The sequence below is a fragment of the Chromobacterium sphagni genome, from assembly GCF_001855575.1.
GTDB lineage: Bacteria > Pseudomonadota > Gammaproteobacteria > Burkholderiales > Chromobacteriaceae > Chromobacterium > Chromobacterium sphagni.
This window is the reverse complement of record NZ_MKCS01000001.1, coordinates 1,579,808-1,602,956: the sequence shown is the minus strand read 5'-3', so window position 1 is coordinate 1,602,956 and position 23,149 is coordinate 1,579,808. Positions and strand designations below refer to the sequence as shown.

At 65.3% G+C, this 23,149-nt stretch carries 25 protein-coding genes; 17 read left to right on the top strand and 8 right to left on the bottom strand.

The genetic code is table 11. The features are described from left to right. Nucleotides 1–195 precede the first annotated feature (195 nt). Together BI347_RS07670 and BI347_RS07665 are read left to right on the top strand one after the other, a co-directional pair. Nucleotides 196–1,824, top strand: coding sequence for a methyl-accepting chemotaxis protein (locus BI347_RS07670; protein ID WP_071111817.1), 1,629 nt, complete (start codon nucleotides 196–198; stop codon nucleotides 1,822–1,824). Between the two features lie 169 nt (nucleotides 1,825–1,993). Continuing rightward, nucleotides 1,994–2,734: a glycoside hydrolase family 16 protein gene (locus BI347_RS07665; RefSeq protein WP_071111816.1), complete on the top strand. Its 741-nt coding sequence runs from the start codon at nucleotides 1,994–1,996 to the stop codon at nucleotides 2,732–2,734. A 42-nt stretch (nucleotides 2,735–2,776) separates the two neighbouring features. Here the strand turns inward: BI347_RS07665 and BI347_RS07660 are convergent, their stop codons facing one another. From BI347_RS07660 to BI347_RS07635, 6 genes are all read right to left on the bottom strand, one after another. Beyond that, nucleotides 2,777–3,598, bottom strand: coding sequence for a class I SAM-dependent methyltransferase (locus tag BI347_RS07660; RefSeq protein ID WP_071115643.1), 822 nt, complete (start codon nucleotides 3,596–3,598; stop codon nucleotides 2,777–2,779). A gap of 85 nt (nucleotides 3,599–3,683) precedes the next feature. Continuing rightward, nucleotides 3,684–4,352 carry a DUF4377 domain-containing protein gene (locus BI347_RS07655; protein ID WP_083338750.1) on the bottom strand — a complete coding sequence of 223 codons (669 nt, stop codon included), beginning with the start codon at nucleotides 4,350–4,352 and terminating at the stop codon, nucleotides 3,684–3,686. A gap of 48 nt (nucleotides 4,353–4,400) precedes the next feature. Next, entirely contained in the window at nucleotides 4,401–5,075 is a 675-nt protein-coding gene (locus BI347_RS07650) for an META and DUF4377 domain-containing protein (RefSeq protein ID WP_071111813.1), read from the bottom strand. 83 nt (nucleotides 5,076–5,158) lie between these two features. Beyond that, a complete protein-coding gene (locus BI347_RS07645) occupies nucleotides 5,159–6,529 on the bottom strand; it encodes an NAD(P)(+) transhydrogenase (Re/Si-specific) subunit beta (protein WP_071115641.1) in 1,371 nt (456 codons plus the stop codon). A gap of 3 nt (nucleotides 6,530–6,532) precedes the next feature. Further along, nucleotides 6,533–6,832, bottom strand: coding sequence for a proton-translocating transhydrogenase family protein (locus BI347_RS07640; RefSeq protein WP_071111811.1), 300 nt, complete (start codon nucleotides 6,830–6,832; stop codon nucleotides 6,533–6,535). Beyond that, nucleotides 6,825–7,979, bottom strand: a complete 1,155-nt coding sequence (locus BI347_RS07635; RefSeq protein WP_071115640.1) for a Re/Si-specific NAD(P)(+) transhydrogenase subunit alpha — start codon at nucleotides 7,977–7,979, stop codon at nucleotides 6,825–6,827. Before BI347_RS07635 ends, BI347_RS07640 begins: the two co-directional genes overlap by 8 nt. A gap of 491 nt (nucleotides 7,980–8,470) precedes the next feature. Between BI347_RS07635 and BI347_RS07630 the strand changes: the two genes are divergently transcribed. From BI347_RS07630 to ybgF, 9 genes are all read left to right on the top strand, one after another. Continuing rightward, nucleotides 8,471–9,463: a sensor histidine kinase gene (locus BI347_RS07630; RefSeq protein WP_071115639.1), complete on the top strand. Its 993-nt coding sequence runs from the start codon at nucleotides 8,471–8,473 to the stop codon at nucleotides 9,461–9,463. A gap of 42 nt (nucleotides 9,464–9,505) precedes the next feature. Beyond that, complete coding sequence (locus BI347_RS07625) at nucleotides 9,506–10,093, top strand: TMEM175 family protein (RefSeq protein WP_071111808.1); 588 nt, start codon at nucleotides 9,506–9,508, stop codon at nucleotides 10,091–10,093. 65 nt (nucleotides 10,094–10,158) lie between these two features. Further along, entirely contained in the window at nucleotides 10,159–10,338 is a 180-nt protein-coding gene (locus BI347_RS07620) for a DUF3460 family protein (protein ID WP_071111807.1), read from the top strand. A gap of 61 nt (nucleotides 10,339–10,399) precedes the next feature. Next, the gene (locus tag BI347_RS07615; RefSeq protein WP_071111806.1) at nucleotides 10,400–11,065 is read left to right on the top strand and encodes a class I SAM-dependent methyltransferase; all 666 of its coding nucleotides are present in this window, start codon (nucleotides 10,400–10,402) and stop codon (nucleotides 11,063–11,065) included. A 113-nt stretch (nucleotides 11,066–11,178) separates the two neighbouring features. After that, nucleotides 11,179–11,592, top strand: a complete 414-nt coding sequence (locus tag BI347_RS07610; RefSeq protein WP_071115638.1) for an ExbD/TolR family protein — start codon at nucleotides 11,179–11,181, stop codon at nucleotides 11,590–11,592. Further along, the gene (gene tolA / locus BI347_RS07605; protein ID WP_071115637.1) at nucleotides 11,589–12,485 is read left to right on the top strand and encodes a cell envelope integrity protein TolA; all 897 of its coding nucleotides are present in this window, start codon (nucleotides 11,589–11,591) and stop codon (nucleotides 12,483–12,485) included. The genes BI347_RS07610 and tolA overlap by 4 nt, the downstream gene beginning before the upstream one ends. 32 nt (nucleotides 12,486–12,517) lie before the next feature. Continuing rightward, the gene (gene tolB, locus BI347_RS07600) at nucleotides 12,518–13,804 is read left to right on the top strand and encodes a Tol-Pal system beta propeller repeat protein TolB (RefSeq protein WP_071111803.1); all 1,287 of its coding nucleotides are present in this window, start codon (nucleotides 12,518–12,520) and stop codon (nucleotides 13,802–13,804) included. 12 nt (nucleotides 13,805–13,816) lie between these two features. Next, nucleotides 13,817–14,338 carry an OmpA family protein gene (locus tag BI347_RS07595; protein ID WP_071111802.1) on the top strand — a complete coding sequence of 174 codons (522 nt, stop codon included), beginning with the start codon at nucleotides 13,817–13,819 and terminating at the stop codon, nucleotides 14,336–14,338. A 126-nt stretch (nucleotides 14,339–14,464) separates the two neighbouring features. Beyond that, nucleotides 14,465–15,202, top strand: a complete 738-nt coding sequence (ybgF, locus tag BI347_RS07590) for a tol-pal system protein YbgF (protein ID WP_071111801.1) — start codon at nucleotides 14,465–14,467, stop codon at nucleotides 15,200–15,202. A gap of 189 nt (nucleotides 15,203–15,391) precedes the next feature. Here ybgF and rng read toward each other — a convergent pair whose 3' ends face one another. After that, nucleotides 15,392–16,888, bottom strand: coding sequence for a ribonuclease G (rng, locus tag BI347_RS07585; protein WP_071115636.1), 1,497 nt, complete (start codon nucleotides 16,886–16,888; stop codon nucleotides 15,392–15,394). 17 nt (nucleotides 16,889–16,905) lie between these two features. Beyond that, complete coding sequence (locus tag BI347_RS07580; protein WP_071111799.1) at nucleotides 16,906–17,502, bottom strand: Maf family protein; 597 nt, start codon at nucleotides 17,500–17,502, stop codon at nucleotides 16,906–16,908. A gap of 286 nt (nucleotides 17,503–17,788) precedes the next feature. On the opposite strand from BI347_RS07580, the gene BI347_RS07575 reads away from it, so the two are divergent. The 6 genes from BI347_RS07575 (at nucleotide 17,789) to BI347_RS07550 (ending at nucleotide 23,142) form a co-directional block, all read left to right on the top strand. Then, nucleotides 17,789–18,955, top strand: coding sequence for a multidrug effflux MFS transporter (locus BI347_RS07575; RefSeq protein ID WP_071115635.1), 1,167 nt, complete (start codon nucleotides 17,789–17,791; stop codon nucleotides 18,953–18,955). A gap of 85 nt (nucleotides 18,956–19,040) precedes the next feature. Further along, complete coding sequence (rsmA, locus tag BI347_RS07570; RefSeq protein WP_071111797.1) at nucleotides 19,041–19,829, top strand: 16S rRNA (adenine(1518)-N(6)/adenine(1519)-N(6))-dimethyltransferase RsmA; 789 nt, start codon at nucleotides 19,041–19,043, stop codon at nucleotides 19,827–19,829. A gap of 113 nt (nucleotides 19,830–19,942) precedes the next feature. Continuing rightward, nucleotides 19,943–20,842, top strand: coding sequence for a glutamate/aspartate ABC transporter substrate-binding protein (locus tag BI347_RS07565; protein ID WP_071111796.1), 900 nt, complete (start codon nucleotides 19,943–19,945; stop codon nucleotides 20,840–20,842). A gap of 154 nt (nucleotides 20,843–20,996) precedes the next feature. Then, nucleotides 20,997–21,737 (top strand): amino acid ABC transporter permease, encoded by a 741-nt coding sequence (locus tag BI347_RS07560; RefSeq protein WP_071115634.1) that lies wholly within the window; start codon nucleotides 20,997–20,999, stop codon nucleotides 21,735–21,737. Beyond that, nucleotides 21,737–22,402 (top strand): amino acid ABC transporter permease, encoded by a 666-nt coding sequence (locus BI347_RS07555; RefSeq protein WP_071115633.1) that lies wholly within the window; start codon nucleotides 21,737–21,739, stop codon nucleotides 22,400–22,402. Before BI347_RS07560 ends, BI347_RS07555 begins: the two co-directional genes overlap by 1 nt. Before the next feature lie 5 nt (nucleotides 22,403–22,407). Next, entirely contained in the window at nucleotides 22,408–23,142 is a 735-nt protein-coding gene (locus tag BI347_RS07550; protein ID WP_071115632.1) for an amino acid ABC transporter ATP-binding protein, read from the top strand. Nucleotides 23,143–23,149: the final 7 nt, after the last annotated feature.

Below are 23,149 nucleotides of genomic sequence, written 5' to 3'. Positions count from 1 at the left end.
AGGCAATGGCACTGTGAAAGAAAGGGGAAACGTGTCCGATCGGGCGGGGAAATTGTCGCAACGCCGCATTCGCGGCGAAGAATGGGTTTTCCTATTTCCGCCGCGGCAACTATTTTTCAACATATGGGACACGCGGAGGCCTTTGACCCATCGCCGCGCCTCACTGTCCGGGTCGCCTCTCCCAGGGAGAAATCAATGCTGTATCAGCTCTCCGTCAAACAAAAGCTGTTGGCGGGCTACGGCCTGCTGATCCTGATCCTGGCCGCTATCGTCTTCACAGCCATCCTCAAGCTGGACACCATCCAGGCCAAGGAGCTGGAGATCACCGAGAACCGCTATCCCAAGGCCGCGCTGTGCAACAAGATCGTGCTGGTCACTTTCGATGTGGCGCGCAAGGTGCGCGACGCCATCATCGCCAGCAGTCCGGCGGAGATCGAGTCCGTCATCGCCAAGATCGAGGCGCTACGCGCCGAGAACACCGCCAGCCTGCAGGAGCTGGACAAGGCGCTGGTCTCGTCCAAGGGCAGGGAAATCTTCGACCGGGCGATACAGGCGCGCAATGTGCTGTCGGCGCAATACGCGCCGCTCTACGCCCTGGTGCGCGCCAACAAGGACGCCGAATCGGTGGTCTTCCTGAAGCAGCATTTCGTGCCGGCCAACGAGGGCTTCATGAAGGCCCTGAATGAGCTTGCCGCCTATCAGAACGACCGCGTGCAGCAGGCGACGGCTGAGAGCAAGACCGCTTACAGCCAGGCAGTGGGCATCATGCTGGCCGCCGCCGTCGCGGCGCTGCTGGTTTCCATCGTGGTGGCGCTGTTCATCTCCAATCTCGTGACCACGCCGCTGCGAAGGTCGGCGCAACTGGTGCGCAATATCCAGCAGGGCGACCTGTCCGGCGCCGACGAGGCGTTGCCGGCCTCCCGCGACGAAGCGATAGAGATCGCGCGCAACATCCAGCACATGCGCCAGGGCCTGCGCGAGGTGGTGTCCAACATCAAGGACAACGCCAACCAGGTGTCGGACTCCGCCCACGAGCTGGCCAGCATGGCGCAGCAGGTGGCCGGCGGCGCCCAGCGCCAGTCCGAAGCCACCTCCGAAGCCGCCGCCACTATTGAACAGTTGACCGTCAGCATCAACCATGTGGCCGACAACTCGAACGAAGCGTCGCGCCAGGCCAAGGAGGCCGGCGATCTCGCCGGGCGCGGCGGCCACGCGGTGCAGGCCTCGGTGGGCAAGATCCAGTCGGTCAGCGACGCGGTGGCCGCCACTTCGGAACAGATGCGCGGCCTGACCGGCGAGGTGCAACGCATCGGCAACATCGTCACCGTGATTCGCGACGTGGCCGACCAAACCAATCTGCTGGCGCTCAACGCCGCCATCGAGGCGGCGCGCGCCGGCGAGATGGGCCGCGGCTTCGCGGTGGTGGCCGACGAAGTGCGCAAGCTGGCCGAGCGCACCGCCAGCTCGGCGCAGGAAATCACCCAGATGATCAGCGCCATCCAGCAAGGCGTCACCAAGGTGGTGGGCAGCATGGAGCAGAGCCTGGCCAGCGTGGACGCGGTATCCGGCAGCGCGCGCGAGGCCAGCGATTCGATGGAGGAGATAGGCAGCAGCACCCAGTCCATCGTCGGCACCATAAGCAACATCACCAGCGCGCTGGGCGAGCAGCGCACCGCCAGCCTCAGCCTGGCGCAAAGCATGGAACAAGTGTCGCAGATGGCCGAGGCCAACAGCGCCACGGTGGAGGAGCTAGCCACCACCTCCAGCCAGCTCAATGCCTTGTCGCACGCGCTGCAAAGCGTGACCGAGCGCTTCCGGCTGTAGCGCCCAACCATCCACGGCTCCTAGGGGAGCCTCGCCGGGCAAATCGACGCAGGCCAGTCGCACGGCTGGCCTGTTTTCATGCAACCGCCGCCTGTCCTTGCGGCGCGGCGGATGGTTTCCTGCAATCATGCTGTGGCAAGCTGGCGGGGTCGCCAAATGGCCCCCCCTCATGAAAACATCGTTGCGAATCGCCGCCGCCCTGCTGACCGGCCTGATCTTGTGCGGCGCGGCCGCCGCCAAGACCATTAATTTCTCCGGCTACCGCTGGGAAGTGCGCAACCAGGGCAGCAGCGGCCCCGGCCCCAATGTCTGGAACGAGAACAACGTCTGGCTGGACGCCCAGGGCCAGCTGCACCTGAAGATCGCCCATCGGGGCGGCAAGTGGAGCGCGGCCGAGCTCTACCTGCCGCAGCGGCTGGGCTTCGGCAGCTACCAGTTCAAGCTGATAGGCCGCCCCGACCTGTTCGACGACAATATCGTGCTGGGCCTGTTCAACTACCCGACGCCGGACATCGGCCAAGACGGCAGCAACGAGGTCGACATCGAATTCTCGCGCTGGGGCGACGCCTCCTATCCGATCGGCAACTACACCGTTTATCCCGCCGTGGCCGGCGTGCAGCCGACCTCATCCACCTTCGATTTCCATCTGAACGGCGACTACAGCACCCATCGCTTCAACTGGAGCGCCAGCCAGGTGTATTACCAGTCGCTGCACGGCTTCCAGGACGGCGACCAGTACCAGATCGCCAGCTGGCGCTTCGCCCCGGCCGATGCCCAACAGCGCGTGCCGCAGCAACCGTTGCCGTTGCATCTGAACCTGTGGCTGTTCCAGGGCAAACCGCCCAAGGACGGCAAGGAAGTGGAAGTGGTGATCAAGGAATTCAAGTTCATCCCGGCGGCGGCGCGCTAGGCGGGAGAAGACCCGGCGGGCCAGGCGGACCGCCGCTGCGCGTCAATAGGCGAAGCGTTCGCGCAGATCGCCCAGGTTCAGCTCGTCCAGGATGGCCAGCTGGCGCTCGCGCGCGCTGGCCTTGCCCTTGCCGGTCTTCTTGGCGATGATCAGCTCGTTCTTCATCGAGTGCTCCCAGCCCACCAGCTCGGTGACGGTCAACTGGTAGCCGCGCGCCTCCAGCTGCAGGCAGCGCAGCACATTGGTCAGCTGGCTGCCGAACTCGCGGGTGTGAATCGGGTGGCGCCACAGCTCCGACAGCGGCGTCTTGCCGAAAGTCTCGTTCTTCTTCTGCCGCAGCATCGCCGCCACCTCAGCCTGGCAGCACGGCACCAGTACGATGTACCTGGCGTCCTTGGCCAGCGCGAAGCGGATGGCGTCGTCGGTGGCGGTATTGCAGGCGTGCAGCGCGGTGACGATGTCCACCTGCTCCGGCAACCGGTCCGAGGTGATCGACTGCTCCACGCTCAGATTGAGGAAGCTCATGCCGGCGAAGCCCAGCCGCCTGGCCAGCTCGTCGGACTTGTCCACCAGCTCCTGGCGGGTTTCCACGCCGTAGACTCGGGCGGCGGGCTTGTCCTTCAGGAACAGGTCGTACAGGATGAAGCCGAGGTAGGACTTGCCTGCGCCGTGGTCGGCCAGCGTCATGCCGCCCTTCTCCTCCAGCACGTCGGCCATCAAGGGCTCGATGAACTGATACAGGTGGTAGACCTGCTTCAGCTTGCGGCGGGTGTCCTGGTTGATCTTGCCGTCACGGGTGAGGATATGCAGCTCTTTGAGCAATTCCAGCGACTGCTGCGGTTTGATTTCGGGAATCAGGCTCATGGCGGCCTCCTGCAAAAACGAATGCCGCGATTGTAACAGAGCGGCATCCCATGCCGGACCGGACCTCCGCCCGACAGGCGGCGCCTCAGGGTTTGATCACTTCCTGCTCTATCACCTGATCCAGCACCCAGCGGATCGAAGCCGCGTCGGCCGGCGGATTGTCTACGTTGATTTCCTTGATCCGCAGCCGGTAGGCGACGCCCGGTTCCGGCTTGAAGCCCTCGATCTCGCCGTAGTGCAGTTCCCAAGCCTTGGACTTGTCCGCACGCACCTGCAGGCATTGCATCGGCGCCACGCTGACGCAGGCCTTGCGCTCCGGCGCGACGTAGATGAATTTGGTTTCGCCCTGCGGCTGACGCTCGAACACCAGCGCGTCCTTGCCGTCGGAAAGCGTCAGGCGCTGGCCGCCCAGGCTGGCCGCCATGCCGGCTTCCAGTTGCCGCGACAATTTGGCGTCGCGCTGCATCGCCTCCGGCGGGCACATCATCATGGTGGAAGCCAGATGCTCGGCGCGCAGCTTGCCGTCCTCCAGCGTGGCCGGACCGAACATGCCGTTGCAGCCGGCCTTGGCGAACAGCCGCTGCTGGTCGATGCGCAGCAGGGTGGCCTGCTCGCCGCCGTTGGTCTGTTTCCACTCGCCTTGCAGCTGGTCCAGGGTGGGAAGAACGGCCGGACGGGAGGGCGCAGCGGTGCCGGCGCAGCCGGTCAGCAAGGCCGCGCTCAAGGTCAACAGTGACAGGCGTTGATACATCATGGTTTCCTGATAAATAGACTAGGACGCGCCGCCGGCGCGGTGGTTCCTTCAATCGGCCAACGGCGTCACCGTTTCCCGGTACACCACTTTCATCAGTTGCAAGCCCGGCTGGCCGTCGGCGGCCGGCACACCCTGCAATTTCAGGTAATAGCGGCTGCCGGCCTCCGGCTCGAAACCGGCGATCGAACCCGCGTAATTGCGCCACGGCTGGTCCTCTCTGCTGCGCAGCCGCAGGCAGGTGGACGGCCCCGCGGCCGCGGCGCACGGCCGGCTGGCGACATACCAGTATTGCTCGCCCGGCGCCGGCAGCGGAGCCGCGGCGACCGCGGCGGGCGGTTCCGCCGCCGCGCTCTGCGCCGGCTGGCGCGCAAAGCGGTAGCGGGTCTTGCCAGCCATCAGGCTCAGGTGCTTGCCATCCTCTACCGGCAGCAGGCGGAACGGCGCGGCCAGCAGCGCCAGCAGCGCCTGTTCGCGCTGCATCACCTCCGGCGCGCACAGCTTGCGGGTGGCGGAAACCTGATGCTTGCCGTCGTCGTCTATCCCCAGCGTGAAGCGGTTGCAGCCGGCGAAGCCGCTGATGCGGCTGTCGGCTATGTTCAGCGTCGGCAACGGCGCGGCTTGCGCCGGCGCTTCCAGCCGCCATTCGGTGTTTTGCAGATTCGGCATCGCCTGGGTCGGCATCATCATGCTGCCGCTGATCAGGATGGAGCTGAGGATGGGCATGCGCGTTCCTTCTATTGTCCGGCTCGGATGGAGCATCGCCCGCCATGGGCGGGCGATGCGGGGACCTGCGGGCGGCGGACTCGCTATGCTGCGTTTTTCAGCAAGTCCTCCACCACCTTCTTGGCATCGCCGAATACCATCATGGTTTTATCCATGTAAAACAGCTCGTTGTCCAGTCCGGCATATCCCGTGCTCATGGAACGCTTGACCACGATCACGTTGCGCGCCTTGTGCACCTCCAGGATCGGCATGCCGTAGATCGGGCTCTGCTTGTCCTTCTGCGCCGCCGGATTGACCACATCGTTGGCCCCGATCACCAGCACCACGTCGGTGGTGGAGAAGTCGGCATTGATCTCCTCCATCTCCAGCACCTGCTCATATGGCACCTCCGCCTCGGCCAACAGCACATTCATGTGGCCGGGCATCCGTCCCGCCACCGGGTGGATCGCATAACGGACATTGACGCCCTTTTCATGCAGCAGTTCCGCAAACTCCTGCAGCGCGTGCTGGGCGCGCGACACCGCCAGACCGTAGCCGGGCACGATCACCACCTGGCCGGCGTTGGACATCAGGAAGGCCGCATCCTCGGCGCTGCCAGCCTTGTAGGCCTTGGGCGCGGCCTGTCCCGCCGCGCCCTGGGCGGCCGCCTCGGCGCCGAAGCCGCCCAGCAGCACGCTGACGATGGAACGGTTCATCGCCTTGCACATGATGTAGGACAGGATGGCGCCGGAGGCGCCGACGCAAGCGCCGGCGATGATCAGCACCGGGTTGTTGAGCGTGAAGCCGATGCCGGCCGCCGCCCAGCCGGAGTAGCTGTTGAGCATGGAGACCACCACCGGCATGTCGGCGCCGCCGATCGGGATGATCAGCGTCACGCCCAGCACCAGCGCCACCGCCAGCATGGCGAGGAAGGCCGCCTGGCTGCCGCTGAGGAAATAGGCGGCGCCGAAGCCGCACATCGCCAGCGCCAACAGCAGGTTCAACAGGTGTTGGCCGCCGAAGCTGACCGCCCTGGCGCCGAAGCGGCCGGAGAGCTTGCCGTAGGCGATGACCGAGGCGGTGAAAGTGATGGCGCCGATGAAGGCGCCGATGAACAGCTCCACTTTTTGCACCGGCGAGTGGGTGACGCCCTCGTGGAAGATCGCCGCGACGGCGATCAGCACCGCGGACAGGCCCACCAGCGAATGCATCGCCGCCACCAGCTCCGGCATGCCGGTCATCTCCACCGTGCGTGCCTTCCAGCCGCCCACCAGCGCGCCGGCGGCGACGGCGACGGCGATCAACGCCATCACCGGCTTGTCCAGAATCAAGAGGGTGGTCAACACGGCGATGGCCATGCCCACCATGCCGTACAGGTTGCCGCGCCGTGCCGACACCGGGCTGGACAGGCCCTTCAGCGCCAGGATGAACAGCACTGCGGCCACCAGATAAAGAACCGCCGAAACATTCTGCATCGTTTATCCCCTGTTCTTTTTCTTGAACATGTCCAGCATACGTTGAGTCACCAGGAAGCCACCGAAGATGTTGATGCTGGCCAGGAAGACGCCGACGGCGCCCAGCACCGAGGTGACGGTGAGCTGGCTGCCGCCGATATCCACGGTCTGCAGCAGGGCGCCGACGATGATGATGCCGGAGATGGCGTTGGTCACCGCCATCAGCGGGGTGTGCAGCGCCGGCGTGACGTTCCACACCACGTGGTAGCCGACGAAGACCGCCAGCACGAAGATGGTGAAGCTGGTGATGAAGGGATCAACCATGATGGGGCTCCTGTGCGGCGGCGGCGGAAGGCGCGGCGCCGAAGCGCTGCTCGCCCTGGTGGGTGAGCAAGGTGGCGGCGATCAACTCGTCGGCCAGGTCTATCTTCAGCCCTTCCGGCGCCAGCAACAGGCCGAGGAAGGCATGCAGATTGCGGGCGTACAGGCTGGAGGCGTCGGCCGCCAGCAGGCTGGCCAGATTGGCGTAGCCCACCAAATGAACGCCGCGGTCGCTTTGGTAGGCCTCGCCGAGACGGGTCAGCTCGCAGTTGCCGCCGCTTTCCGCCGCCAGATCGATGATCACCGAGCCCGGCTTCATCTCCGCCACCGTCGACGCCGTCACCAGCCGCGGCGCCGGCTTGCCGGGAATCAGCGCGGTGGCGATGACGATGTCGGCGTTGCGGGCATGCTTGGCCAGCAATTCGTTCTGCCGCTGCTGGAAATCCGCCGACATCTCGCGGGCATAGACGCCGCCGCCGGCGGCCTTCTCCTCGTCCGTCATCGGCACCTCGACGAATTTGGCGCCCAGCGATTCCACCTGCTCGCGGGTGGCGGGGCGCACGTCGTAGGCCTCCACCACCGCGCCCAAGCGCTTGGCGGTGGCGATGGCCTGCAGGCCGGCGACGCCGATGCCCAGCACCAGCACCCGCGCCGGCTTCACCGTGCCGGCGGCGGTCATCAGCATCGGCATGAAGCGCGGGTAGAACTGGGTGGCCAGCAGCACCGCCTTGTAGCCGGCGATATTGTTCTGGCTGGACAGCACATCCATGCTCTGGGCTCGGGTGGTGCGCGGCAGCAGCTCCAGCGCGAAAGCGGAAATCCGCCGCGCCGCCAGCCGCGGCAGCAAGGGATTGCCATACGGCGCCAACATGCCGACCAGCGCCGCGCCCGGCTTCAGCGCTTCCAGATCGGCGGCCTCCGGCATGTGCACCACCAGCGCGACGTCCGCCTGCGCCAGCAGCGTCTGGCGCTGCTCGGACAATCCTGCGCCGACATCGGCGTAGGCCGCGTCGGCAATGGCGGCGTGCAAACCGGCGCCGCGCTCCACCGTGACGACATGGCCGGCGCCGACCAGTTTTTTCACCGTGTCAGGCGTCGCCGCCACGCGGCGTTCACCGGCCAGCCGTTCGGCCGGGATGACGATATGCATCTGCGTGTCTCCTGGAAATGGATTGTGGAATCAGTATCTTGAACGGCCGCGCGGCACGGTTTAGAACAGCTGTTTGAAAAACATTAAAAGCATGCCGCCATCCATTATGCAAGCCATATATTGACTACCGTATATCGTCTGACAAACCGGATTCAACTAGGCAATATACCAAGCCATTGGCATGGCGCGGCGTGAAAACAGCGCGGTTTCGCCAGTTTCTTGCACAAAGCGATGCTGCGAGGCGATGCTTCGCGGCCAGAACGCAATTAAAATAAGACTTAACTGATATTTAAATTCACGAGGGCCGACCCTAGCGAAAGACATGCCGGACTGTAAAGCCGGGAAAGCCGCAAGAATCGCCGCGCCTTGCGCCAGATCAGCCGCGGCCCACTATCCTCGGCTCTTGCCGGACCGCCGGATTTGCAGACGGCGGATGCCGCGCCGCCGGCCGCTTGCTATGATCGCAACATCGCCCCTCCCCGCGCCCAGCCATGCTCCGTACCACTCCGCCTCCGCTGCCGGACTTCCGCAATCTCGGCGTGATGCTGCGCATCCTGCTGCTGCCCCTGCTGCTGCTGTTCGCCGACGGCTTGCTGACGCTCCCCGGGAACGAGCCGCTGTGGCCCTGGCTGCAAACCGCGCTGCTGCTGGTGCCGGGCAGCCTGCTGACGCTGGCCCTGCTGGCGGTGCTCGGCCCCTGGCTGGCGCGGCAACGGCTGGGCGCCTGCTGGACGCTGGCCGTGACCGGCCTCAGCTTCGGGCTGTGCCAGTGGCGGCTGCAACTGGAGCCGGCGCTGGCCTGGCAACTGCCGGCGCTGGCCATGTTGGCGATGGCGCTGCTGCTGCATTATCTGTCGCTGCGCCAGCGCGCCTTGTCGCCGGCGCTGGCCGAAGCCAGGCTGGCGGCCCTGCAGGCGCGCATCCGCCCCCATTTCCTGTTCAACAGCCTGAACGCCGCCATCGCGCTGATCCGCTCACAGCCGCAAAAAGCCGAGGCGGTGCTGGAGAACCTGGCCGATCTGTTCCGCGCCCAATTGGCCGACCCCGACCGCGCCTCGACGCTGGCGCGCGAGATCGAACTGGCCACCATGTACTTGGCGATAGAAACCGAACGGCTGGGGCCGCGGCTGACGATCAGCTGGCGCATCGAAGCCCCGCTCGACGCCATCCTGCCGCCGCTGATCCTGCAGCCGCTGGTGGAGAACGCGGTCTGCCACGGCGCCGAACAACTGGCCGGCGAGGTCGAGATCGTCATCGGCGCCCGCCTCTACGGCGGACAATTGGAACTGGCGCTGGACAACCCGGCGCCGGACGCGCCGCCCAGGCCCGGCGGCAACCAGATGGCGCTGTCCAATCTGCGCGAGAGGCTGCAGCTGTTCTTCGATGCCGAGGCCTCGCTCGCTGGCGAAAAACGCGGCGACCGCTATTACACCCTCATCCGCCTGCCTTACCGCCGCGCCGACAAACCGGCGCCGGACGGCTAAGCTGGTTGCAATGCGAACCAAAAAAACGACAAGGGACAAGGAATGGAGAAAAACCGGCTGGAGGCGTTCAGCGACGGCGTGATCGCCATCATCATCACCATCATGGTACTGGAGCTGAAAGTGCCGCACGGCACCGATTGGCGGTCGCTCGCGCCTCTGCTGCCGGTGTTCCTCAGCTATCTGCTCAGCTTCGTCTACGTCGGCATCTACTGGAACAACCACCATCATTTCTACCATGCCACCTGCCGCATCGACGGCCGGGTGCTGTGGACCAATCTGCATCTATTGTTCTGGCTGTCGCTGATTCCCTTCGTCACCGGCTGGATGGGGCAGAACCATTACGCGCCGTTGCCGGTCGCCCTGTACGGCATGGTGCTGCTGATGTGCTCGATCGCCTGGTGGATCATGCAAAAGTCGCTGCTGTGCCTGCCCGGCAACCGCACCCGGCTGTCCGAGGCGCTGGGCAACGACATCAAGGGCAGGATCTCGCCGGCGGTCTACCTGCTGGCGATCTGCCTCGCCTGGTACGAAACCTGGCTGTCCGGCCTGCTGTACCTGCTGGTAGCGTTATTGTGGCTGGTGCCGGACAAGCGCATAGAGAAGATGCTGTACGGCGCGGAGCAGCCCTAGGCGCGGCGTGGCACAGCGCCGCGTAATCGATTAGAATTCCGCCATCAGCCACCATGGAGGGTACGATGTACCAGTCCGAATTCACCCAGTTCATCAAAGGCTTCCTGGACAAGAACCCGGAAGTGGACAGCCAGCGCCGCGAACTGCGCCTGACCCTGTGGGACCGCCACCCCGACCTTGACGACCAGCGTCGCTGGAAAGAGTCGGACGTGCCGCAGAAGCCCTACGTCTACCAGCCGGACTAATCCGCCGCCGCCGGCCCCCGAACGCCCCCCGCGGGCGTTTTGTCATTCTGGAAGCCCCGTCATGACCAGCCGTACCGTGGCGCTAGACCGCGCCCTGCATGATTACCTGTTCAACATCGGCGTCGTCGAACATCCGGTGCAGCGCGAGCTGCGCGAGTTCACCGCCGGCCACCGCCAGGCCAAGATGCAGATCGCGCCGGAGCAGGGCCAGTTCATGGGCTGGCTCGCCCGGCTGATAGGCGCGCGCCGCTATCTGGAGATAGGCGTGTTCACCGGCTACAGCGCGCTCACCGTGGCGCTGGCCATGCCGGACGACGGCGAAGTGGTGGCCTGCGACGTCAGCGAAGCCTTCACCGCCATCGCCCGCCAGTACTGGGAAAAGGCCGGCGTCGCCGACCGCATCCAGCTGGCGCTGCAGCCGGCGCAGGCCACGCTGCGGCAATTGCTGGCCGATGGCCGGGCCGGCAGCTTCGACCTGGCCTTCATCGACGCCGACAAGCCGTCCTACCGCGACTACTATGAAGCCTGCCTGCAACTGGTGCGGCCCGGCGGCGTCATCGCCATCGACAATATCTTCCTGTCAGGCCGCGTAGTGGAACCCAAGCCGGAAGACCCGCCCGGCGTGCGCCTGATGCACGAATTCAACGCCGGCCTCAAGCACGACGCGCGCATCCACATGTGCGTGCTGCCGGTGGGCGACGGCCTGACGCTGTGCACCCGGCGCTGAGGCCGCGCATGAACTTTCGATGAATGGATGCAGTCAGAAACTTTTTGCCGCCAGCCTCGCCCAACGCGTCGATGCTATGATCGCCACTTGACCGAACCAATCCCGTACCCGTCATGCTGAACCGCCGTCCCCGCCGCCAGATGAACCAGATGAACGTCGTGCCCTATATCGACGTGATGCTGGTGCTGCTGGTGATTTTCATGGTTACCGCCCCGATGTTCACCCCGGGCGTGATCGACGTGCCCAGCGTCTCGCAGGCGGCCGCCATCGATGTCCGTCCGCTGGAGGTCACCGTGGACGCCGCCGGCAAGATCGAACTGATAGACGGCGAGCAGAAAAACCCCGTCGACTCGCTGGATGAGCTGGCCGGCCAGCTCAAGGCGCTGGTCGGCGACGACAACCGCCCGGTGGCGATCTCCGCCGACGCCAACCTCAAATACGCCGAGGTGGTGAAGATCGCCGACGTGCTGCACCAGGCCGGCATCAAGCGCGTGGCGCTCACCGTCAAGCAGACGCCCAAGCAATGAGTTCGCAATCGTCAACTTCCCTGCGTCCATGGACGTTGATAGCTTCCGCGCTGTTTCATGCCGGCGTGATCGGCCTGCTGCTGTGGGGCGGCCTGCAGACCACGCCGCCGCCCAGCCCGGCGCCGCTGGCGCTGGAACTGTGGACCAGCGCGCCGCCGCCGCCCGCGCCGGTTGTCGCCCCGGCCACGCCGCCGCAGGCTCCTGCGCCGGCGCCCGAACCCCAGCCGGCGCTGGACACGCCCCCGGCCGAGGTGAACCTGGGCAAGGAACACCCCAAACCCAAGCCTGAAGCTAAGCCCGAACCCAAGCCGCCGGCCGAAATCACGCCCGAGCCGAAAAAACCGAAGCGCGAGCCCAAGCCGGCCGAGCCGGAAAAGAAGATTCAGGAAAAAGCCAAGCCGGTGGAAAAAGCGCCGGAAAAGAAACCAGCCAAGCCGGCGGAGGCGCCGCCGGCGGCCAAGCATGGCCACAAACCGGCCAAGACCTACAACTCGGAAGCCGACGACCTGCTCTCCAGCCTGGACAGCAGCCGCAGCAGCGGCAAACCCAACGCCCGCAGCGACCAGGCCGGCAGCAAGCACGGCATCGCCGGCGGGGCGGTCAACGGCTCCGGCGTCAACGCCGGCTGGATCGACCTGGTCAAGGCCAAGGTGACGCCGCTGGTGCAGATTCCGCCCGGCATGCCGGGCAATCCGGCGGTGGTGCTGCGGATCACGCTGCTGCCCACGCTGGAGGTCAAAACCGTGCAATTGGTGAAAAGCAGCGGCCAAGCGGCCTATGATGATGCAGTGCAAAGAGCGGTATGGGAGGCGAAAACCTTCCCCAGACTGCCGGCCGGAGCCAATTTCAATGACGGCTACCGGACCTTTACCCTGACCTTCCGCCCGCACTGAGCGGACGGCGCCACCCAAGCCTTGAGGAAGAAATGCCGAGTTTGCGAACCGTACTGAAAGGGATGCTGCTGCTGGCGATGCTGGCGGCCGGCAGCGCCCGCGCCGAGCTGAACATCGAGATCATAGGCGGCGGCGCCAGCCGCCACGCCATCTCCATCGTGCCGTTCAAGGACGAGACGCCCACCCAGGGCAACCTGACGCCGGTGATCCGCAACGACCTGGCGCTGTCGGGCGCCTTCCGCCTGATCGATCCGTCCGCCGTCGCCAACGTGCCGTTCGAACCGTCCGACATCCGCTACCCGCTGTGGCGGGCCGCCGGCGCGCAATCCGTCGCCATCGGCAAGGTGGAGCAGACGGCCGGCGGCCAGCTGAAGATCAGCTTCCGCCTGATGGACGCCTCGCAGCAGAAACAGCTGACCAGCGGCGAATTCACCGTCACCCCTGACCGCAGCCGCCAGGTGGCGCACGCCATCGCCGACCTGATCTATGAAGCGATCACCGGGCAAAAAGGCTTCTTCAACACCCGCCTGGCCTATGTGCTGAAATCCGGCCGCAGCTACGCGCTGCAGATTTCGGATGTGGACGGCCAGCGCAGCCAGACCATACTGCGCTCCAGCGAGCCCATCATCTCGCCCAGCTGGAGCCCTGACGGCCGCTACATCGCCTACGTGTCCTTCGCCAGCCAGAAGCCGGTGGTCTGGGTGCAGGACCTGGCCACCGGCCAGCGCCGCGCGGTGGCCAATTTCAAGGGCAGCAACTCCGCCCCGGCCTGGAGCCCGGACGGCAGCCGGCTGGCGGTGGTGCTCACCACCAGCGGCAATTCGCAGATCTATATCCTCAACGTCGCCGGCGGCAGCCCGCGCCGGCTGATGTACAACGGCGGCATCGATACCGAGCCGGCGTTCAGCCCGGACGGCGGCACGGTCTACTTCGTCTCCGACCGCAGCGGCAACCCGCAGATTTACCGCGTGCCGGTAAACGGCGGCGACGCGCAGCGCGTGACCTGGGAAGGCAAATACAACGTGTCTCCCAAGCTGTCGCCGGATGGCAAGACCCTGGTCTACATCCGCCGCGAAGCCGGAAATTTCCGCGTGATGTCGCAGGATTTGGCAACTAATGACACTCGTCTATTGTCAGATGGTAGTTATAGCGAACGCCCCAGCTTCGCACCCAATGGCCGCATGGTGCTGTACTCCAGCGACGTCGGCGGCAGCAGCGTGCTGTATGCGGCCACCGCGGACGGCAGCAGCAAGGTGAAGCTGGCGGTGCTCAATGGCGATGTACAGGACCCGGCATGGGGTCCATTCAATAATCCTTGAGGGAGCCACACAATGAACTGGAAACAACTCGTCCTCGGCAGCGCGGTTGCCACCCTGCTGGCCGCCTGCGCCAGCACCAAGCCCGCCGAAGCGCCCGCCACGCCGGTAGCGCCGACGCCGCAAACCCAGGCGCCGGTCGACACCTCGGCCAGCAACCAGGGCCAAGTGGCGCTGGACCCGCTGAACGACCCGAACAGCCCGCTGGCCAAGCGCAGCGTGTACTTCGCCTTTGACTCCTCCACCGTTGACGGCGCCGGCAAGGAAGTAGTCGCCAACCACTCCGACTACCTGAAGGGCCACGACAAGAAAGTGATCATCCAAGGCAACACCGACGCCCGCGGCAGCCGCGAATACAACCTGGCACTGGGCCAGCGCCGCGCAGAAAGCGTCAAGCACGCGATGGAAGTGCTGGGCGTGAAGGAAAGCCAGCTGGAAGCCGTGAGCTTCGGCAAGGAAAAACCGAAGGCTACCGGCTCGTCCGACGCCGACTACGCCGAAAACCGCCGCGCCGACGTCGTCTACCAGGGCCAATAAGCGCCCTGCAACGGGCGGCCAGCCGCCCGGCGCGCGTTTTCCCAGCCGGATGCAGGCGGGGGCTGATACTCGGCCGACAACCCGCTATGATATCCGGCTGTTTACTTGTGACTTCTCGGGAACCTCATGAAACGGCTCGCCATCCATAGCGCCCTGTTGCTGATCCTGACCGGCTGCGCCACCTCCAGCGATCTGGAAGCCACCCGCCGCCAGATCGATCAGGTCAACCGCCAGGCCTCAACCCGCCTCTCCGAAGTGGAAAGCAAATTGTCCAACGACAAGTTGCTGGAAATGGTCAGCCAGGTGGAAAACCTGAAAGCCGAAGTGGCCAAGCTGCGCGGCGACGTGGAAGTGCTGAACTACAATCTGCAGACCACGCAGAAGCGCCAGAACGATCTCTACAACGATCTGGACGGCCGTCTGTCCCACCTGGAGGGCACCGGCAAGCAGGATGCCTCGCAACCCGCCGCCCAGCAGGCTTCCAGCGGCGACAGCCAGGCCAGCCCGGACTACGACAAGGCGCTCAATCTGCTGCGCGCGCGCGACTTCCCCAACGCCATCAACGCGCTGGGCCTCTACATCCAGCAGAATCCGCAGGCGCCGCAAGCGGCCGAGGCCAGCTACTGGCTGGGCGTCGCCCATACCGCGCTGCGCCAATACGACGCCGCCATCGACATCCACCGCCGCTTCGTCGAGCAATACCCGAGCAACCATTTCGCGCCGGACGCGATGCGCAATATCGGCACCTGCCAGCGCGACCTGGGCCAGGTAGACCAGGCGAAAAACACCTTCCGCCGCCTGATCAAGCTGTATCCGAAGAGCGACGCCGCGCAGAAGGCCAAGCAGCAGCTGGCCAAAATGTAGGCAACCGGCGCCTGGATTGCCGCGCGGCAATGCCGTTCGCCCCCGAGGGCGGACGGCATTTTGCATTCGGCGCGGCCCAATGCCGGCGGCCGCGCCCCCGATGCGCAAGAAAAAACGGGCGCAAGCCGTGCAGCCCCGCCCGTGTTCCCGCATCCCGGCCAGCCACGGCCGGATATCGCTGGCACGTCCCTACAACAGCACCACGTCGAACAGCTCCTGGGTATAGCTGGCCTCCACCGACAGCGACACCGGCTTGCCGATGAAGTCCACCAGCATCGCCAGGCTCTGCGACTCCTCGTCCAGGAACATGTCTATCACCGACTGCGCCGCCAGGATGCGGTAGCCCTTGGCGTCGTACTGCCGGGCCTCGCGCACGATCTCGCGCTGGATCTCGTAGCACACCGTCTGCGCCGTCTTGATCTCGCCGCGGCCCTGGCAGGTGGGGCAGGGCTCGCACAGCACGTGGGCCAGGCTCTCGCGGGTGCGCTTGCGGGTGATCTCCACCAGGCCCAGGCTGGTGAAGCCGTTCAGCGTCACCCGGGTGCGGTCGCGCGCCATCGCCTTGGCCAGCTCGGCCAGCACCGCCGCCTGGTGCTCGTCGTTGTCCATGTCGATGAAGTCGACGATGACGATGCCGCCCAGATTGCGCAGCCGCAGCTGGCGGGCGATCACCTGGGTGGCTTCCAGATTGGTCTTGAAGATGGTCTCGTCGAAGTTGCGGTTGCCGACGAAGCCGCCGGTGTTGACGTCTATCGTCGTCATCGCCTCGGTCTGGTCCACGATCAGGTAGCCGCCGAACTTCAGGTTGACGCGGCGCGCCAGCGCCTTGTCGATCTCGGCCTCGATGCCGTGCAGCTCGAACAGCGGCCGCTCGCCGGCGTAGCGTTCTATCTTGTCGACGGCGATCTGCACGTACTGCTCGGCGAACTCCACCATCCGGCTGTAGTTCTCGTTGGAGTCCACCAGCACTTTTTCGGTGTAGCCGCTGACCATGTCGCGCAGCACCCGCACTGCCAGCGGCAGGTCGTCGTACAGCAGGCTCTGCGCCGGCAGCGTCTGCGACTTCTGGCGGATGTCAGTCCACAGCTTGGACAGGTATTCCACGTCGGCGGCCAGCTCGTCGTCGCGCGCGGTCTCGGCGCTGGTGCGGATGATGTAGCCCTTGGGGCTGTCCTGCGGCAGCAGCTTCTCCAGCCGCGCCTTCAGGTTGTGGCGCTCGTTGTCGCTTTCTATTTTCTGCGATACGCCGATGTGCTCTTCCTGCGGCAGGTGTACCAGGAAGCGGCCGGCCAGCGAGATCTGCGTCGACAGCCGCGCGCCCTTGGTGCCTATCGGGTCCTTGATCACTTGCACCAGCACGGTCTGGCCTTCGAACAGCATCTTCTCGATGCGTTGCGGCTCGGTGGGATGCTGGCGCTGCTCCAGCACGTCGGCGATGTGCAGGAAGGCGGCGCGCTCCAGGCCGATCTCGATGAAGGCGCTCTGCATGCCGGGCAGCACGCGTTTGACCTGGCCCAGATAGATGTTGCCGACGATGCCGCGGCTGGCGGCGCGCTCCACGTGCAGCTCCTGCACGATGCCGTCCTCCAGCACCGCGACGCGGGTTTCCTGCGGCGTGATGTTGACCAGAATCTGTTCTTGCGGCCGCGGCAAATCGCGCGGCAGCGCTATCGATTGATGCAGCATATTAGCTTCCTTCCGGCTTACGGCAGGTCGAAGCCGAATTCGGCCAGGAGCAGCGCGGTTTCGTGTACCGGCAGGCCCATCACGCCGGTGTAGCTGCCTTCGATGTGTTCGATGAACACGCCGGCGCGGCCCTGGATGCCGTAGGCGCCGGCCTTGTCGAACGGCTCGCCGCTGGCGAGGTAGCGCTCGATTTCGGCGTCGGACAATTCCTTGAAGAACACGTCGGTGACCGAGGTCTTGACCAGCAACCGCTCACCCTGGCGGATGGCCACGCTGGTGATGGCCTGGTGGCTGCGGCCGGAGAAGGCGCGCAACATGCGGCGGGCGTCGTCGGCGCCTTCCGGCTTGCCGAAGATTTCGCCGTCCTGGGTCACCGTGGTGTCGGCGGCCAGCAGCGGGCGCTCGGGCAGACCGGCTTCGCTCACCACCCGCCAGCCGGCGGCAGCCTTTTCGCGCGCCAGACGTTCGGTGTAGGCCACGGCGTCCTCGCCCGGCAACACCGCTTCGTCTATGTCGGCGTGAATGCGTTCCAGATGCAGGCCCAGCTGTTCCAGTATCTCGCGGCGGCGCGGGCTGCCGGAGGCCAGGTAGATTCGGGTGTCATTGGTGCTCATGTCAGGCTGCTCGTTTGTTCTTTGGCTGAGGCCTAGGTTACCAGAGCGGCCATCCGCCAACCATCACTAGTGCGGAAATGACGGCGCTGCCGGCGTGAAAACGCTGGAGAAACAGGCGTTTCCAGCGATGGGGAAATGGTGAACGATTGTAACAGCAGGAGGGAAATCAGCGGCTTGCGCAATGCCAGAGTCAATTGAATGGATAATTAATATTCATTATGGAAATCAACATCGGCAGGGTTGCCTTTGCTATGATGAGCGCCTCTCCGCGCCAGCAGGCCCATCCATGCAGCTTACCAGTCTCGCCCTCCGCCAAGCCAATCCGGCTACCGCCGCCGCCATCCTGCTGATCCTGTTCAACCCTTTGGGCATCGATCTTTATCTGGCGGCGCTGCCGGCGATGCAGCGGTTTTTCCAGGCCGACGTCTCGGCCAGCATCAGCGTATTCGTATTCAGCCTGGGCCTGGGCCAGCTGCTGTTCGGCCCGCTGGCCGACCGCATCGGCCGCCGCCCGGTGGCGCTGGGCGGCCTGCTGCTTTACGCGCTGAGCGCCGCGCTGGCCAGCCAGTGCGACAGCTTGCCGGCCTTCCTGGCGCTGCGCGCGCTGCAGGGCCTGGGCGCCAGCGCCAGCTCGGTCTGCGCCTTCACCATGATACGCGACTGCTTCTCCGGCAACGCCGCCGCCCAGCGCTACAGCATGCTCAACGGCGCACTCAACATCGTGCCGGCGCTGGCGCCGGCGCTCGGCGGCCTGCTCACCGAGCATTACGGCTGGCAGGCCTGTTTCCTGTTTCTGGCGCTGGCGGCCTTGTCGACAAGCGCCTGGCTGGCCCGGCTGATGCCGGAAACCCTGCCGCCGCAGCGCGAGCGCCAAAGCGGACCCGGCCTGGGACAGATGCTGCGCCACCCGGCGCTGTGGCGCTACGGTGCCTGCAGCAGCAGCGCGCTTGGTCTGATCATCAGCTACGTGACGCTGGCGCCGGGCGTGCTGATAGACCGCGCCGGCCTGTCCTCCGCCACCTTCGGCCTGCTATTCGGCGCCAACGCATTGCTGATCATGGCCAGCAGCCTGGCCGGCTTGCAACTGATCAGCCGCTTCAGCCAGCGCCGCGTGCTGCACGCCGGCCTGGGCCTGATGCTGGCTGCCGGCGCGCTGTTGCTGGGGCTGGCCGGCCAGCAGGGCGCTTGGCATTACATGCTGCCGGTGGCGGTGCTGAGCGTGGGCTTCGCCCTGACCCTAGGTCCGGCCGCCAGCATGGCGATGGCGCCGTTCGCCGAGTCGGCCGGCCGCGCCGCCGCCATCCTGGGCTGCGCGCAGATGCTGTTCGCGGCGGCGCTGTCGGCGCTGCTGGCGGCCTTGCCGCTTTCCGGCGAGCGGGCGCTGGGCTCGGCGGTGATCGCGCTGTCCCTCCTCTGCCTGGCCTTGCAGCGCGCCGCGCCGCGCCAGGGCTGAGCGCTGCCGCCAACTGCCTGAATCGCTTGGGACATTTGCGGGTGCAAGGTTTACAATCCCCGCTGTTCCAAGATTTGGCAGATTCATGAGCAAGCACATCCCACGCAAGCGCTTCGGACAGAACTTCCTGCAGGACGCCGGCGTCATCGCCAGCATCGTCCACGCGGTCAATCCGCAGCCGGACGACATCGTCGTCGAGATCGGCCCCGGCCTCGGCGCCATCACCAAGCCGCTGTTGTCGCGCCTCCAGCACCTGCACGTGGTGGAGATAGACCGCGACATCATCGAGCGGCTCAAGGCCGAGCATCCGCCGGCCAAGCTGACCATCCACGCCGGCGACGCGCTGGCCTTCGACTTCGGCTCGGTCAGCGAGCGGCCGATGAAGATAGTTGGCAACCTGCCGTACAACATCTCCACGCCGCTGCTGTTCCATCTGGCCAGCTATGGCAACCGCGTGCTGGACATGCACTTCATGCTGCAGAAGGAAGTGATAGAGCGGATGGTGGCCGAGCCCTCCACCGCCGACTACGGCCGGCTGACGGTGATGCTGCAATACCGTTTCGAGATGGAAACCATCCTGTTCGTGCCGCCGGAAGCGTTCTGGCCGCCGCCTAAGGTGGACTCGGCCGTGGTGCGGATGATTCCGGCGCCGGGCGCGCGCGGCGTGGCCCGCGACGAGGGCCTGCTGGAGAAGCTGGTGAGCCAGGCCTTCGCCCAGCGCCGCAAGACACTGCGCAACAACCTGAAGGGGCTGGCCGACGTGGCCGATCTGGAGGCACTGGGCATAGACCCGGGCCTGCGGCCGGAGAACCTGGCGGTGGAGGACTACGTCCGCCTGGCCAACCAATTATCTGACAAGGGCATCAAGTCCTGACGCGAATCAAAAATAACAGCATACTGTCGGACAATCACTACAAAGAAGATCAAGGCGCCGTTCCCCGGACGGCGTCATTTTTCCCGCAAAGAGAGTCATAAGGAGAAACACTCATGCGTATTCGCACCTCCGTCATCGCAGGATGTACCCTGGCAGCCATCGCAGCGCTGCCGGCCGGCGCCGCCGAACTGAACGGCACGCTGAAGAAGATCAAGGACAGCGGCGTGATCGTGCTGGGCAACCGCGACGCCTCCATTCCCTTCTCCTACTACGACAACAACCAGAAGCCGATCGGCTACTCGGTCGACCTGGCGAACAAGGTGGTGGAGGAAGTGAAGAAAGAGCTGAAAATGCCCAATCTGCAGGTGAAATACAATCTGGTCACCTCGCAGACCCGCATCCCGCTGGTGCAAAACGGCACCGTCGACCTGGAATGTGGCTCCACCACCAATAACGCCGAGCGCGGCAAGCAAGTGGCGTTTTCGGTGGGCATGTTCGAGATCGGCACCCGCCTGCTGACCGCCAAGACCTCCGGCGTCAAGGACTTCCCCGACCTGAAGGGCAAGAACGTGGTCACCACCGCCGGCACCACCTCCGAGCGGCTGATCAAGTCGATGAACGCCAGCAAGAACATGGGCATGAACATCATCTCCGCCAAGGACCACGGCGAATCGTTCCTGATGCTGGAGTCCGGCCGCGCGGTCGCCTTCATGATGGACGACGCGCTGTTGTACGGCGAGATGGCCAAGGCCAAGAACCCGGCCAACTGGGTGGTCACCGGCAAGTCGCAGTCGTACGAGATCTACGGCTGCATGCTGCGCAAGGACGACCCGGCCTTCAAGAAGGTGGTGGACACCGCGCTCTCCAACACCTTCAAGTCCGGCGAGGTCAACAAGATCTACGCCAAGTGGTTCACCAGCCCGGTGCCGCCCAAGGGCCTGAACCTCAACTTCCCGATGTCCGACGAACTGAAGGCGCTGCTGGCCAAGCCCAGCGACAAGCCCGCCGAATAAGGCGCGCGCGCCTGCCTTGGGCAGGCGCGGCTGACGCTGTCAGACTGGAGCCGCCGCGCTGGATGCGCGGCGGCGGCTTCGCCCTGCCCGGCCGCGCCGGGCGGGGGCATCGATCGCCGCGCCGCATCGCGCCGCGCGGCTTGGGAGTGGCTTCATGAATTACCACTGGGACTGGGGAGTCTTTTTCAAATCCACCGGCGTCGGCAGCGAGATCTATCTCAACTGGTTTGTCACCGGCCTGGGGTGGACGCTGGCGGTGGCGCTGGCGGGCTGGCTGATCGCGCTGGCGCTGGGCACCATGCTGGGCGTGTTGCGCACGCTGCCCGGACGCTGGGCCAGCCGCCTGGCCGGCTGCTATGTCGAATTGTTCCGCAACGTGCCCCTGCTGGTGCAGCTGTTCGTCTGGTATTTCCTGGTGCCAGACCTGCTGCCCGAAGGCGCTCAGGTCTGGTTCAAGCAGGATCTGAACCCGGCCACCTCGGCCTATCTGTCGGTGGTGGTGTGCCTGGGCCTGTTCACCGCCGCGCGGGTGGCGGAACAGGTGCGCACCGGCATCGAGGCACTGCCCGCCGGACAGCGCAACGCGGCGCTGGCGATGGGCTTTTCCTTGCCGCAGATCTACCGCCACGTGCTGCTGCCGCAGGCGCTGCGCATCATCATCCCGCCGTTGACCAGCGAGTTCCTCAACATCATCAAGAACTCGTCGGTGGCGTCCTTGATCGGCCTGATGGAACTGTTGGCGCAGACCAAGCAGACCGCCGAGTTCTCCGCCAACATCTTCGAGGCCTTCACCCTGTCCACCCTGATCTACTTCGCGCTCAACATGAGCCTGATGCTGCTGATGGGCCGGCTGGAACAGAAGCTCAAGGTACCCGGCATGATGGGAGGCAAATGATGGATTTCAGTCAAATCGTCCCGGCGCTGCCGGGCCTGGCCGACGGCATGCTGCTGACGCTGAAGCTGCTGGCTTTCGGCGTTGTCGGCGGCGTGCTGCTGGGCATCTTGCTGGCGCTGTCCAGGCTGTCGGACAAGCGCCTGCTGTCCGGCCTGGCCAAGGCCTATGTCTATTACTTCCGCTCCATTCCGCTGCTGCTGGTGATCTCCTGGTTCTACCTGGTGGTGCCGCTGCTGCTGAACTGGATCACCGGGCGGCTGGAGCCGGTGGGAGCCTTCACCTCCTGCCTGGTAGCCTTCGTGATGTTCGAGGCGGCTTATTTCGCCGAGATCGTCCGCGCCGGCATCCAGGCGATACCCAAGGGCCAGGCCGGCGCCGCCTACGCGCTGGGCATGCGCTACCACCAGGTGATGGCGCTGATCGTGCTGCCGCAGGCGCTGCGCAAGATGCTGCCGCTGCTGCTGCAGCAATCCATCATCCTGTTCCAGGACACGTCTCTGGTATACGCTGTCGGCTTGATGGATTTCCTCAACACCGCCCGTTCCAAGGGCGACATCGTCGGCCTGCCGCATGAATTCCTGATTTTTGCCGGCGCGGTCTACTTCGTGATCAGTTTTGGCGCCTCCCGGCTGGTGAAGCGCCTGCAACAAGGATTGGCTGTATGAGTGCAATGATTTCACTGAACAAGGTCAGCAAGTGGTATGGCAGTTTCCAGGTGCTGACCGACTGCTCCACCCAGGTGGCCAAGGGCGAGGTGGTGGTGGTGTGCGGGCCGTCCGGCTCCGGCAAGTCCACGCTGATCAAGTGCGTCAACGCGCTGGAGCCGTTCCAGCAGGGCGAGATCGTCGTCGATGGCATTTCGGTGGGCGATCCGAAAACCGACCTGCCCAAATTGCGTAGCCGCGTCGGCATGGTGTTCCAGCACTTCGAGCTGTTTCCGCACCTGACCATCACCGAGAACCTGGCCATCGCCCAGGTCAAGGTGCTGGGCCGCAGCCGCGACGAGGCGATGGCCAAGGGCCTGAAGCTGCTGGAGCGGGTGGGACTGACCGCGCAGGCCGACAAGCATCCCGGCCAGCTGTCCGGCGGCCAGCAGCAGCGGGTGGCGATCGCCCGCGCGCTGGCGATGGACCCGATCGCCATGCTGTTCGACGAACCGACCAGCGCGCTGGACCCGGAGATGATCAACGAGGTGCTGGACGTGATGACCGAGCTGGCGCACGAGGGCATGACCATGATGTGCGTGACGCACGAGATGGGCTTCGCCCGCCGCGTGGCCGACCGGGTGATCTTCATGGACCAGGGCCGCATCGTCGAGGACTGCGCCAAGGAGGAATTCTTCGGCGATCTGGACGCCCGCAGCGAACGCGCGCGCCAATTCCTGTCGAAGATACTGCAGCACTGAGGCGCGA

Excerpts from the sequence above, each read along its gene's own strand:
- BI347_RS07610 (WP_071115638.1), top strand. The coding sequence starts at position 11,179 with ATGCTGAACCGCCGTCCCCGCCGCCAGATGAACCAGATGAACGTCGTG.
- BI347_RS07635 (WP_071115640.1), bottom strand. The coding sequence starts at position 7,979 with ATGCATATCGTCATCCCGGCCGAACGGCTGGCCGGTGAACGCCGCGTG.
- BI347_RS07615 (WP_071111806.1), top strand. The coding sequence starts at position 10,400 with ATGACCAGCCGTACCGTGGCGCTAGACCGCGCCCTGCATGATTACCTG.
- BI347_RS07645 (WP_071115641.1), bottom strand. The coding sequence starts at position 6,529 with ATGCAGAATGTTTCGGCGGTTCTTTATCTGGTGGCCGCAGTGCTGTTC.
- BI347_RS07595 (WP_071111802.1), top strand. The coding sequence starts at position 13,817 with ATGAACTGGAAACAACTCGTCCTCGGCAGCGCGGTTGCCACCCTGCTG.
- BI347_RS07640 (WP_071111811.1), bottom strand. The coding sequence starts at position 6,832 with ATGGTTGATCCCTTCATCACCAGCTTCACCATCTTCGTGCTGGCGGTC.
- tolB (WP_071111803.1), top strand. The coding sequence starts at position 12,518 with ATGCCGAGTTTGCGAACCGTACTGAAAGGGATGCTGCTGCTGGCGATG.
- BI347_RS07565 (WP_071111796.1), top strand. The coding sequence starts at position 19,943 with ATGCGTATTCGCACCTCCGTCATCGCAGGATGTACCCTGGCAGCCATC.
- rng (WP_071115636.1), bottom strand. The coding sequence starts at position 16,888 with ATGCTGCATCAATCGATAGCGCTGCCGCGCGATTTGCCGCGGCCGCAA.
- BI347_RS07555 (WP_071115633.1), top strand. The coding sequence starts at position 21,737 with ATGGATTTCAGTCAAATCGTCCCGGCGCTGCCGGGCCTGGCCGACGGC.
- BI347_RS07575 (WP_071115635.1), top strand. The coding sequence starts at position 17,789 with ATGCAGCTTACCAGTCTCGCCCTCCGCCAAGCCAATCCGGCTACCGCC.
- BI347_RS07550 (WP_071115632.1), top strand. The coding sequence starts at position 22,408 with ATGATTTCACTGAACAAGGTCAGCAAGTGGTATGGCAGTTTCCAGGTG.
- BI347_RS07580 (WP_071111799.1), bottom strand. The coding sequence starts at position 17,502 with ATGAGCACCAATGACACCCGAATCTACCTGGCCTCCGGCAGCCCGCGC.
- BI347_RS07630 (WP_071115639.1), top strand. The coding sequence starts at position 8,471 with ATGCTCCGTACCACTCCGCCTCCGCTGCCGGACTTCCGCAATCTCGGC.
- BI347_RS07670 (WP_071111817.1), top strand. The coding sequence starts at position 196 with ATGCTGTATCAGCTCTCCGTCAAACAAAAGCTGTTGGCGGGCTACGGC.
- BI347_RS07620 (WP_071111807.1), top strand. The coding sequence starts at position 10,159 with ATGTACCAGTCCGAATTCACCCAGTTCATCAAAGGCTTCCTGGACAAG.
- BI347_RS07660 (WP_071115643.1), bottom strand. The coding sequence starts at position 3,598 with ATGAGCCTGATTCCCGAAATCAAACCGCAGCAGTCGCTGGAATTGCTC.
- BI347_RS07665 (WP_071111816.1), top strand. The coding sequence starts at position 1,994 with ATGAAAACATCGTTGCGAATCGCCGCCGCCCTGCTGACCGGCCTGATC.
- BI347_RS07560 (WP_071115634.1), top strand. The coding sequence starts at position 20,997 with ATGAATTACCACTGGGACTGGGGAGTCTTTTTCAAATCCACCGGCGTC.
- ybgF (WP_071111801.1), top strand. The coding sequence starts at position 14,465 with ATGAAACGGCTCGCCATCCATAGCGCCCTGTTGCTGATCCTGACCGGC.
- BI347_RS07625 (WP_071111808.1), top strand. The coding sequence starts at position 9,506 with ATGGAGAAAAACCGGCTGGAGGCGTTCAGCGACGGCGTGATCGCCATC.
- BI347_RS07655 (WP_083338750.1), bottom strand. The coding sequence starts at position 4,352 with ATGATGTATCAACGCCTGTCACTGTTGACCTTGAGCGCGGCCTTGCTG.
- rsmA (WP_071111797.1), top strand. The coding sequence starts at position 19,041 with ATGAGCAAGCACATCCCACGCAAGCGCTTCGGACAGAACTTCCTGCAG.
- BI347_RS07650 (WP_071111813.1), bottom strand. The coding sequence starts at position 5,075 with ATGCCCATCCTCAGCTCCATCCTGATCAGCGGCAGCATGATGATGCCG.
- tolA (WP_071115637.1), top strand. The coding sequence starts at position 11,589 with ATGAGTTCGCAATCGTCAACTTCCCTGCGTCCATGGACGTTGATAGCT.